Raw genomic sequence first — 12731 nt, forward strand, 5'->3', positions numbered from 1 at the left:
ATTCTCGAGCTCCTCCGTCGTACCCGTGTAGGGGTCTCTAGGGGTGCCGCCTGGGGAAACCGTCCACCCACGCCGATTAGGGGTTTCGGGCACGCGTGTTCTTACCCAGACTCCGTGAAACGACCCGACACCCGACCGGTCGCGGGACCCGCCCGCCCGAGGAGCTGACCACATGCTGCGTACCGAACTCATTCGGCCGCTTCCGGCCCTGCTCCGCGACCGGGCCGCACGCCACCCCGGCAAGGCCGTCTACAGCGACCACCGGCGCACCGTCACCTGGGCCGAGTTCGAACGCACCACCGCCCGCCTCGCCGGCCACCTGGCCGCGCTGGGACTTCGGCGCGGCGACCGCGCGCTGATCCACCTCGGCAACGGCGTCGAGGTTCCGGAGAGCTACCTCGCCGTCCTGCGGGCCTCCGCCGTCGCCGTCCCCGTCGACCCGCACTGCTCCGAGGACGAACTCGCCCACCTGCTGCGCGACAGCGGCGCCCGCGCCGTCCTCACCGACCGGCCGCGCCTCGCCCGGCTCCGGGCCGTCCTGGAACGCGACCCGTCCGGGCCCGCGCCGGTCGTCGTGGTCGTCGGCGACGAGAACACCGACGAGGACACCCCGGAGCGGGATGCGCACTCCTACCTCACGCTGCGCACCACCGACCCGGCCGAGCCGCCCCGCGACGACCTGGGCCTCGACGAGATCGCCTGGTCCCTCTACACCTCCGGCACCACCGGCGCCCCCAAGGGCGTTCTCGCCACCCAGCGCAACGCCCTGTGGTCCCTCGCCGCCTGCTACGCGCCCGTCCTCGGCCTCGACGAGGACGACGTGCTGCTGTGGCCGCTGCCGCTCTACCACAGCCTCGCCCACGTCCTGTGCGTCGTCGGCGTCACCGCCACCGGAGCCGCGGCCCGTATCCTGCCCGGCTACTCCGCGCAGCACGTCCTCGACACCCTCCGCGAGGATCCGTTCACCCTGCTCGTCGGCGTCCCCACCATGTACCGCCACCTCCTGCGGGCGGGCCGCGACGACCTCGACGCCCCCGCCCTGCGCGCCTGCCTGGTCACCGGCGCCGTCACCACCCCCGACCTGCGCATCGCCTTCGAGGACAGATTCGGCGTCCCCCTCGTCGACAGCTACGGCAGCACGGAGACCTCGGGCGCCATCACCATGACGCCGCCCGCCCTCGCCGCCGGCTCCCCGCCCGGCAGCTGCGGCCTGCCCGTCCCCGGCCTCTCCCTGCGCCTGATCGACCCCGACTCCGGCCGTGACATCACCGCACCCGGCGCCGAGGGCGAGGTATGGGTCAGCGCGCCCAACGTCATGACCGGGTACCACAACCGGCCCGAGGACACCGAACGCGCCCTGCGCGACGGCTGGTACCGCACCGGCGACCTGGCCCGCCGTGACGACCACGGCTTCCTCACCATCACCGGCCGGCTCAAGGAACTCATCATCCGCGGCGGCGAGAACATCCACCCCGGCGAGATCGAGAAGGTCCTCCTCGAAGCCGCCGACATCGCCGACGCCGCCGTCACCGGCCGCCAGGACGACCTCCTCGGCGAGATCCCCGTCGCCTACGTCGTCCCCGCCCCCGGCACCACCCCCGACCCCGCGGCCCTGCTCACCCACTGCCGCACCCACCTCGCCCCGCACAAGGTGCCCGCCGAGATCCGCGCCCTGGACACCGTCCCCCGCACCGGCTCCGGCAAGCCCAAGCGCCGCCTGCTGGAGCAGCAGCCGAGCCGGCTGCTCATCGCCGACGACACCGACGGCGACGCCACCCCGTCCCAGGACACCCAACCGGTCACCGCCGACGACGCCGTACGCGGCGCGCTGCGCGCCCGGATCGCCGCGCTCCCGGACACCGCCGCCCGGCACACCGCCCTCCTCGACCTGGTCCGCGCCGAGACCGCCGCGGTCCGCAACCTGACCGGCCCCCAGGACGTCGCCGCCGACCGGGACTTCAAGGCCCTCGGCCTCAACTCCCGCGCCGCCGTCACCCTGCGCAACCGCATCACCGCGTGCACCGGCCTGGAACTCCAGGTCACCATGGCCTTCGACCACCCCACCCCCGCCGAGCTCGCCGCCGAACTGCTGCGCCGGCTCACCGGGGAACGCCTGCCCGACCCCCGCCGCACCCCGCCCGCCCGCCCCCGCGCCGACCTCACCGCCGAACCCCTCGCCATCGTCGGCACGGCCTGCCGCTACCCGGGCGGCGTGCGTTCCCCCGAGGACCTCTGGCGTCTGGTCGCCGAAGGCCGGGACGCCGTCGGCGAGTTCCCCACCGACCGCGGCTGGGATCTGGAGACCCTGTACGACCCCGACCCGGCCGCCGACGGCACCACCTACACCCGCCACGGCGGATTCCTCCACGACGCAGGCGAGTTCGACCCCGCCTTCTTCGGGATATCCCCGCGTGAGGCGCTGGCGACGGACCCGCAGCAGCGGCTGCTGCTGGAGGTGTCGTGGGAGGCGTTCGAGCGGGCCGGCATCGACCCGGTGTCGGTGCGGGGCAGCCGTACGGGTGTCTTCGCCGGCGTGATGTTCCACGACTACGCCGCCGGTGCCGCGGACCTCCCCGACGGCCTGGAGGGCTACCTCGGCACGGGCAGCGCGGGCAGCGTCGCCTCCGGACGCGTGGCCTACGCGTTCGGCCTGGAGGGCCCGGCGGTCACGGTCGACACGGCGTGCTCCTCCTCGCTCGTCGCCCTGCACATGGCGGTGCAGGCCCTGCGGCTCGGCGAGTGCGACATGGCGCTCGCCGGAGGCGTCGCGGTCATGTCGACCCCGGCCGCGTTCATCGAGTTCAGCCGTCAGCGCGGGCTCGCGGCCGACGGGCGCTGCAAGGCCTTCGCGGCTTCGGCGGACGGAACGGGCTGGGCCGAGGGTGTCGGCATGCTGTTGGTGGAGCGGCTGTCCGACGCCCGGCGACTGGGGCACCGGGTGCTCGCAGTGGTGCGCGGGTCGGCCATCAACCAGGACGGCGCGAGCAACGGGCTGACAGCTCCGAACGGGGCGTCCCAGCAGCGGGTGATCCGGGCGGCGCTGGCCAGTGCGGGGCTGTCCTCGGCCGACGTGGACGTCGTCGAGGCGCATGGGACCGGTACGCGCCTGGGTGACCCGATCGAGGCGCAGGCGCTGCTGGCCACTTATGGGCAGGGGCGGGACGAGGACCGTCCGCTGCTGCTGGGGTCCATGAAGTCGAACATCGGGCATGCGCAGGCGGCTGCGGGTGTCGGTGGTGTGATCAAGATGGTGGAGGCGATGCGGCACGGTGTCGCTCCGCGCACCCTGCATGTGGATGAGCCGTCGCCGCACGTGGACTGGTCGGCGGGTGCGGTGGAGTTGCTGACCGAGGCGCGGGAGTGGCCGACGGTCGAGCGGCCGAGGCGGGCTGCGGTCTCCTCGTTCGGGGTGAGTGGCACGAACGCGCACGTCGTGCTGGAGCAGGGCGACGTGCAGTCGGCCTCGGTCGCGGGTGTGGTGCCGGGTGTGGTGCCGTGGGTGGTTTCGGCGAAGTCCTCGGCTGCGTTGGACGCGGCTGTCGGGCAGGTCCGGGCGCACAAGGCGGACGCCGTGGATGTGGGGTTCTCGCTGGCTGCTGGGCGTGCGGTGTTCGAGCATCGGGCGGTGCTGTTGGGTGATGCGGAGGTGCGGGGGGTTGCCCGTGCCGGTGGTAGGACGGCGGTGCTGTTCACGGGGCAGGGTTCGCAGCGGCTGGGGATGGGCCGCGAGCTGTACGAGGCGTTCCCGGTGTTCGCCGAGGCGTTCGACGCGGTGGCCGAGCTGACTGAACTCTCCCTGAGGGATGTGGTGTTCGGGACGGATGCGGAGCTGCTGAACCAGACCCGGTATGCCCAGGTGGCGTTGTTTGCGGTCGAGGTGGGTCTGTTCCGGTTGGTGGAGTGGCTGGGCCTTCGTGCGCATGCGGTGTCTGGGCACTCGGTGGGGGAGATCGCCGCGGCTCATGTGGCGGGGGTGCTGTCGCTGGAGGACGCGTGCCGTTTGGTGGAGGCGCGGGGTCGGCTGATGCAGGCGTTGCCTGAGGGTGGCGCGATGCTCGCGGTGCAGATCGACGAGGCTGCGGCTGTCTCCGCGTTGGAGGGCTTGGAGGACCGGGTCGGCATCGCGGCCGTGAACGGGCCGTCGTCGGTGGTGGTCTCCGGCGACGAGGACACCATCGCCGTGCTGGAGGGGGACTGGCAGGCGGCCGGGGTCCGGACGAAGCGGCTGACGGTCAGCCATGCGTTCCACTCGCCGTTGATGGACCCGATGCTGGACGACTTCCGTGCCCTCGTCACTCAACTTGTCTTCGCTGAGCCGAAGTTGGCAGGTCTGTCGCCGCAGGTGACGGATCCGGAGTACTGGGTGCAGCACGTCCGCCGTCCGGTCCGTTTCGCCGACGCGATCACCGCCCTCAATGACGAAGGCGTCACCCGCTGGCTGGAGCTGGGCCCCGACGCCGTGCTCACCGCCCTCGCCCAGCAGATCCTGGACGACACCGAGGGTCACGTCTTCACCCCGTCCCTGCGCGCAGGCCGCCCGGAGACGGAAACCTTCCTCACCGCCCTGGCCCACCTCCACGTCCACGGTGCTGACGTCAACTGGACGCAGCTGTTCACCACTTGGGATGGCGGCCAGGTCGACCTCCCCACCTACCCGTTCCAACACCAGCGTTACTGGCTGCCGGCGGGCACGGGCAAGGGCGCCGACGTCGCCTCCGCCGGTCTCGGCAGCGCTGATCACCCGCTGCTCGGTGCGGCGGTGGCGCTGGCGGACAGTGAGGGTTATCTGCTGACGGGGCGGCTGTCGCTGGCCACGCACCCGTGGCTGGCGGACCACGCCGTGATGGGCCGTGTCCTGCTGCCGGGTACGGCGTTCGTCGAACTGGCGATCCGTGCCGGAGACGCGGTGGGCTGTGCGGCGATCGACGAACTGACGCTCGAGGCACCGCTGGTGCTCCCCGAGACGGGCGCCGTGCAGCTGCAGCTCGCGGTCGGCGCGCCCGACGACGACGGCGTACGGACGTTGACGATCCACTCCCGCCCGGAGGACTCCGTCGGAACGGGCGCCGACGACTGGACCCGGCACGCCGCCGGCACGCTGGGCACGGGCGGTGCTCTGCCGACCGCGGACCTGCGCCCGTGGCCGCCCGCCGCCGAGGCGCTGGACATCGGTGACTTCTACGAGCGCCGTGCGGCGGCCGGACTCGGCTACGGGAGGGCCTTCCAGGGGCTGCGCGCCGCCTGGCGTTCGGGTGGCGACGTATGGGCGGAGATCGCTCTGCCGCAGGAGGCCGCAGAGCGGGCGGGGGCGTACGGCATCCACCCGGCCCTGCTGGACAGCGCCCTGCATCCGCTGGAGTTCCTGCGCACCGCCGACGGCGAGGACGGTCCCGCGCTGCCCTTCGCGTGGGCCGGTGTGCGGCTGCTGGCCTCGGGTGCCCGGACGCTCCGGGTGCGGGTCACCGGACAGGGGCCGGACCGGGTCGCGCTGTTCGTCGCGGACGAGACCGGCGAGCCCGTGGCGGCCGTCGAGTCCCTGACCCTGCGCCAGGTCCGTGCCGACGCCCCCGACGACCGTCGCCTCGACGGACTGTACGACGTCACCTGGGAATCGCTGTCCTTCGAAGGAGACTCGGAAGCGACCTCCCAAGGGAACGTCGAAGCCAATGGCGGGCCCGGGGGCGTGCGCCTCGCCCACTGCCCGGCCGGGAGCGACGACATGCCCGACGCCGTCCGTACCGCCACCTCCTGGGCGCTCGACGTCCTGCACGGTCACCTCGCCGACCCGGCCGCGCCGCCGCTCGCCGTCGTCACCCGCGGTGCCGTGGCCACCGGCCCGGGTGCCGGGGTCGGAGACCTGGCCGCCGCGGCCGTACAGGGCCTCGTCCGGTCCGCGCAGTCCGAGGAGCCCGGCCGGTACCTGCTGGTCGACCTGGACGCGCACGCGGACTCCGAGGCGGTCGTCGCCGCGGCCGTCGCCGCCGCGCTGCGGGCGGGGGAGACGGAGGTGGCCCTCCGGGGCGGCCGAGCCCTCGTCCCCCGCCTCACCCCTGCCGGAACGCCCTCCGCCGGCGTGCTCACCCCGCCCCCAGGGACCGATGCCTGGCGGCTGGACACCACGGGCACCGGCACCCTCGACGGCGGACTCGCCCTCGTCCCGGCCCCCGAGGCGCTGCGGCCGCTGGGGCCGGGCGAGGTCCGGGTCGCGATGCGGGCGACCGGCGTGAACTTCCGTGACGCCCTCTACGCGCTCGGCCTCTACCCGGGCGAGATCGAGATGGGCGGCGAAGGCGCCGGGGTGGTCTTGGAAGCCGGCCCGGACGTGGACCGCTTCGCGCCCGGGGACCGGGTCATGGGCATCGTCTCCGGCGGGTTCGGCCCGGTGACCGTCGCCGACACGCGACTGCTGGCCCGGCTGCCCGAAGGCTGGTCCTTCGCCGAGGGCGCCTCCGTGCCCATCGTGTTCCTCACGGCGTACTACGCCCTGGTCGACCTGGCCGGTCTGCGGGCCGGCGAGCGGATCCTGGTGCACGCCGCGGCCGGCGGTGTCGGCATGGCCGCCGCGCAACTGGCCCGGCACCTCGGCGCGGAGGTGTTCGCCACCGCCTCGCCCGCCAAGTGGGACACCGTCCGCACCCAGGGTGTCGCCGACGGGCGGATCGCCAACTCCCGCACCACCGAGTTCGCCGAGACCTTCCTCGCGGCGACCGACGGCCGCGGGGTCGACGTCGTCCTCAACAGCCTGGCTCACGAGGCCGTCGACGCCTCGCTGCGGCTGCTCCCGCACGGCGGCACGTTCCTGGAGCTCGGCAAGACCGACATCCGCGACGCCCGGGAGATCGCCGCGGACCACCCCGGCGTCCGGTACCGGGCCTTCGACCTTGCCGACGCGGGACCTGAGCGCATCGCGGAGATCTTCGCCGCCGTGCTCTCCCTCTTCGAGTCCGGTGCCCTGACGCCGCTCCCGCTGCGCACCTGGGACGTCCGTGCGGCCGCACCCGCCCTGCGGCACGTCTCCCAGGGCCGCCACACCGGGAAGGTGGCCCTCCTCGTCCCCGCCGAGCGACCCTTCGGCTCCGGCCCGGTCCTCGTCACCGGTGCCACCGGAGCCCTCGGCGCGCTCGTCGCCCGTCACCTGGTGAACGAGCACGGTGTACGGGACCTGCTGCTGCTCTCCCGGCGCGGCGAACACGCCCCGGGTGCACCCGAGTTGGCCGACGAGCTGACGGCGAGCGGCGCCCGCGTCGAGTTCGCGGCCTGCGACGCGGGCGACCGGGAGGCGCTGGCCGAGGTCCTGGCCGGGCGCCGGCTCACGGCCGTCGTCCACACGGCCGGCGTCCTGGACGACGGCGTCCTCGGCTCCCTGACGCCGGAGCGGCTGGACACCGTACTGCGCCCCAAGGCCGACGCCGCCTGGCACCTGCACGAACTGACCGCCGGCATGGACCTGGACGCCTTCGTCCTGTTCTCGTCCGCCGCAGGCACCCTAGGCAACCCCGGCCAGGGCAACTACGCCGCCGCCAACGCCTTCCTCGACGCGCTCGCCGCCCACCGCCGTGACCTGGGCCTGCCCGCCACCTCCCTCGCGTGGGGACTGTGGGCCACCGAAACCTCCGCCATGACCGGGGACCTGGGCACCGCCCACGCCCGGCGCACCGCAGCGGAAGGCATGACAGCGCTCACCGCCGACACCGGTCTGCCGCTGCTTGACCGGGCCGTCACCGACCCGCTCCGCGCGGTCCTGGTCGCCGCGGACCTCGACCGGGCCGCACTGGCGCGCACGACCGACCCGGGCCGCCATCCGCTGCTGTCCGGACTCACCCCGCGCCGGCGCCGCACGGCCGCACAGGACGGCGACCCCCGCGAACGGGACCGCACGGAGACTCTGGAACGGCAGCTGGCCGCCCGGGCCACTGACGAGGAACGCGACGCCCTGCTGCTCGACCTCGTCCGCGCCCAGGCCGCCGCCGTGCTGGGCCACGCCTCCGGCGACGACCTGCCGGCGGGGCAGAGCTTCAAGGAACTGGGCTTCGACTCGCTCACGGCCGTCGAACTGCGCAACGCGGTCGCCGCCGCCACGGGGCTGCGCCTGCCCGCGACGCTCGTGTTCGACCACCCGACGCCGGAGGCGCTCCTCCGGCTTCTGCGAACTCGGCTCGGTGGCAAGGGAATCGACACCCGTCCGGAGGCGCCGACCGCCGTGGTGCGCAGGGCCGACTCCGACGACGACCCGGTCGTCATCGTCGGCATGGCCTGCCGCTACCCGGGCGGCGTGCGTTCTCCCGAGGACCTGTGGCGCCTGGTCGCCGACGGCGGCGACGCGATCGCCGGGCTGCCGGTCAACCGCGACTGGGACCTGGAGGGGCTGTACCACCCCGACCCCGATCACCCCGGCACCAGTTACGCCCGCGAGGGCGGCTTCCTGCACGACGCCGACGAGTTCGACGCCGAGTTCTTCGGGATCTCGCCCCGTGAGGCGCTGGCGATGGACCCGCAGCAGCGGCTGCTGCTGGAGGTGTCGTGGGAGGCGTTCGAGCGGGCCGGCATCGACCCGGTGTCCGTACGGGGGAGCCGTACCGGCGTGTTCGCCGGAGTGATCAACCACGACTACGGCGACCGGATCGCCTCCTCCGCCGACACGGAGGAACTGGAGGGATACGTGCTCGCCGGGACGGCGGGGAGCGTTGCCTCCGGTCGGGTGTCGTACACGTTCGGTCTGGAGGGGCCTGCGGTGACCGTCGACACGGCGTGCTCGTCCTCGCTGGTCGCCCTGCACCTGGCCGCCCAGGCCCTGCGCAACGGCGAGTGCGAGATGGCCCTGGCCGGCGGTGTCACGGTGATGTCCACGCCGGGGACGTTCGTCGAGTTCAGCCGGCAGCGTGGCCTCGCGATGGACGGCCGGTGCAAGGCGTTCGCGGCTTCGGCGGACGGTACGGGGTGGGGCGAGGGTGTGGGGATGCTGCTGGTGGAGCGGTTGTCGGATGCGGAGCGGTTGGGGCATCGGGTGCTGGCTGTCGTACGGGGTACGGCGGTGAATCAGGACGGGGCGAGCAATGGGCTGACGGCTCCGAACGGGCCGTCGCAGCAGCGGGTGATCCGTCAGGCTCTGGCGAGTGCGGGGTTGTCCACGGCGGATGTGGATGTGGTGGAGGCGCATGGCACGGGGACGAGTCTGGGTGATCCGATCGAGGCGCAGGCGCTGCTGGCCACTTATGGGCAGGGGCGGGCGGAGGACCGTCCGCTGCTGCTGGGCTCGATCAAGTCGAACATCGGTCATACGCAGGCGGCTGCGGGTGTGGCGGGTGTGATCAAGATGGTGGAGGCGATGCGGCGGGGCGTCGCGCCGCGCACCTTGCATGTGGATGAGCCGTCGCCGCACGTGGACTGGTCCGCGGGTGCGGTGGAATTGCTCGCGGAGGCGCGGGAGTGGGCGGAGCTGGATCGGCCCCGGCGGGCTGCTGTGTCGTCGTTCGGGATCAGCGGCACGAACGCGCACGTGGTGTTGGAGCAAGGTGAGGTGGAGTCGGTCTCGGTCGCCGGTGTGGCGCCTGGTGTGGTGCCATGGGTGGTCTCGGCGAAGTCCTCGGCCGCGTTGGACGCGGCTGTTGAACGGGTTCGTGAGCAGACGGCGGATGCCGTGGATGTGGGGTTCTCGCTGGCTGCCGGGCGTGCGGTGTTCGAGCATCGGGCGGTGTTGCTGGGTGATGCGGAGGTGCGGGGGGTTGCCCGTGCCGGTGGTAGGACGGCGGTGCTGTTCACGGGGCAGGGTTCGCAGCGGCTGGGGATGGGCCGCGAGCTGTACGAGGCCTTCCCGGTGTTCGCCGAGGCGTTCGACGCGGTGGCCGAGCTGACTGAACTCCCGCTGAGGGATGTGGTGTTCGGGTCGGATGCGGTGCTGTTGAACCAGACGCGGTATGCCCAGGTGGCGTTGTTCGCGGTCGAGGTGGGTCTGTTCCGGTTGGTGGAGTGGCTGGGCCTTCGTGCGTATGCGGTGTCCGGGCACTCGGTGGGCGAAATCGCCGCCGCTCATGTCGCCGGGGTCCTGTCCCTCGAGGATGCCTGTGCTCTCGTCGAGGCGCGGGGTCGGCTGATGCAGGCGTTGCCTGAGGGTGGCGCGATGCTCGCGGTGCAAATCGATGAGGCTGCGGCTGTCGCGGCGCTGGAGGGTGTGACCGATCGGGTTGGTATCGCGGCAATCAACGGGCCGTCGTCGGTGGTGGTCTCCGGCGACGCCCAGACGATCGCCGGAGTGGAGCAGGACTGGCAGGCGGCGGGGGTCCGGACGAAGCGGCTGACGGTCAGCCATGCGTTCCACTCGCCGTTGATGGATCCGATGCTGGACGACTTCCGTGCCGTGGTCTCCCAACTCACCTTCAGTGAGCCGGGGTTGGCAGGTCTGTCGCCGCAGGTGACGGACCCGGAGTACTGGGTGCGGCACGTCCGCCGTCCGGTCCGCTTCACCGACGCCATCGCGTCCCTGCAGTCCGCCGGGGTGACCCGCTGGCTGGAGCTGGGCCCCGATGCGGTCCTCACGGCTCTCGCCCAGCAGATCCTGGACGACACCGAGGGTCACGTCTTCACCCCGTCCCTGCGCGCAGGCCGCCCGGAGACGGAAACCTTCCTCACCGCCCTGGCCCACCTCCACGTCCACGGCACGGACATCAATTGGAAGCCGCTTTACACCACTTGGGGCGGCCAGCAGGTCGAGCTCCCCACCTACCCCTTCCAACGCGAGCGCTACTGGCCCACCCCCCGGCAACGACACCACAGCGGACCGGCCGAGTCCGGTCCGTCGTTCGCACGGGTCGGCTGGAGGCTGCTGCCGGACGTCGCGCGGCCCTCCCTCACCGGGGCGTGGGTGGTGATCCGTCCGGTGGCCGGGCAGGGCGACGAGGAGTGGCAAGGGCGTATCAGCTCGGCCATGGCGGCGTACGGCGCCGATGTGCACGAGGTGTCGCTGCCGGCCGGTGCCGATCGGGCAGGCGTCGCCGAGCTGTTGCGCGGGGTGGCGGGACTCGGAGCCGCGCAGGGTGTCCTCTTGCCGCTGTCTTCCTCAGGGCCGGCGGCCGTCAGGACGTCTTCGGTTCCTGAGGGGCTGGAGCTGACCCTGACCGTTGTACAGGCGCTCGGGGATCTGGATGTGGCGGCCCCGCTGTGGTGCGCCACCCGGGGTGCCGTGTCGGTCAGCCCGTCGGAGCGGGTCGCCGACGTCGACGGGGCCGGAGTCTGGGGGCTCGGCCGGGTCGCCGCGCTGGAGGCCGGTGACCGCTGGGCGGGCCTGGTGGACCTGCCGTACCGTCCGGACGACCGCACGCTGACGCGGATGTGCGCCGTGCTCGGCGGGCTGCCCGTCGGCGTCGGGTACGAGGATCAGGTGGCCGTACGGTCGTCCGGTCTCTTCGTCCGGCGCCTGGACCCGGCTGCCCGGCCGGAGTCCGCGACGTGGCAGCCGACCGCCACGGGCACCGTGCTGATCACCGGCGGAACGGGCGCGCTCGGCGGTCATCTGGCCCGCTCCCTGGCCCGGGCCGGAGCCCGTCGGCTGCTGCTCCTCTCCCGCCAGGGGCCCGACGCCCCGCAGGCGCGAGAGCTGACGGCGGAACTCGCCGGATTCGGCGCCGAGGCGGCCGTCGTGGCCTGTGACGTGGCTGACCGCGGTGCCCTGCGGGCCGTGCTGGACGCGATCCCCGCCCACCGGCCGCTGACCACCGTCCTGCACACCACGGGCGCCGTGGAGGACGGCATCATCGACGGGCTCACCCCTCAGAGCCTGGCCCGCGTGCTGCGCGGCAAGGTGGAGGGCGCGCGCCACCTGGACGAACTGACCCGCGACGGGCACGCGAGCCTCGCCGACTTCGTGGTCTTCTCATCCCTGGCGGGCACCCTCGGAAACCCCGGCCAGGGCAACTACGCCGCCGCCAACGCCGTACTCGACGCCCTGGTCGAGCAGCGCAACGCGGACGGCCTGCCCGGGCTGTCCGTCGCCTGGGGACCGTGGGCCGGTGCGGGCCTGGTGGCGGCCCGTGGTGGCCTGCCCGACGGGGCCGACGGCATGGCCGCCCTCGATCCTGACGCGGCGGTCGACGCGCTGGGGAGTGTCCTGGCCTCTGGAAGGGCGGCCGGCTGCCTGGCCATCGCCGACGCCGACTGGATCCGCTTCACCGCCCACTTCACCGAAACCCGTCCCAGCCCGCTGCTCTCGGCGTTCGCACCGGCCGGCACCGGTAAGGACAGCGAAGCGGCAGGCACCGCCGGTGCCGACGCCGGACCCGCACTGGCGAAGCGGCTGACCGCCCTCCCGACCGGTGCGGCGCGCGTCGAGCATCTCCTCGACCTGGTGACGGCACAGGCGGCCGCTGTCCTCGGCCACTCCGATGCGGCCCGTCTCGCTCCCGAGCGCGGGTTCCTGGAACTGGGCTTCGACTCCCTGGCCGCCGTCCGGCTCCGCAACCGGCTGAACACCCTCACCGGTCTGCGACTGCCGACCACGGTCCTGTTCGACTACCCGTCCCCGGAGTCCGTCGCCCGCCATCTCTCCGAGGCCCTGGTCCCGCAGCAGGCACCCGAGGACACCCAGGCGGAGACCCGTACGGCATCGGACGAGCACGACATCGACGCCCTCGATCTGCAGGCACTGCTCCAACTCGTGCGCGAGGGCGAGGAGAGCGACTGATGGTTCCGAACAGCGCGAACGACGTGACCGACGCGAACACGACGACCGGAGACATGGA

1 protein-coding gene is annotated in these 12731 nt (G+C 73.2%); it reads left to right on the top strand.

The annotated features are described in order from the left end of the window. Positions 1–172: 172 nt before the first annotated feature. Complete coding sequence (locus ACIBVL_RS41425; protein ID WP_399106132.1) at positions 173–12673, top strand: SDR family NAD(P)-dependent oxidoreductase; 12501 nt, start codon at positions 173–175, stop codon at positions 12671–12673. The last annotated feature ends 58 nt before the right edge of the window (positions 12674–12731 follow it).

The sequence above is a fragment of the Streptomyces sp. NPDC049687 genome, from assembly GCF_044465285.1.
Taxonomy (GTDB): domain Bacteria; phylum Actinomycetota; class Actinomycetes; order Streptomycetales; family Streptomycetaceae; genus Streptomyces.

What these genes read in the sequence shown, in the direction of transcription:
- ACIBVL_RS41425 (WP_399106132.1), top strand. Translation starts at nt 173, where the DNA reads ATGCTGCGTACCGAACTCATTCGGCCGCTTCCGGCCCTGCTCCGCGAC.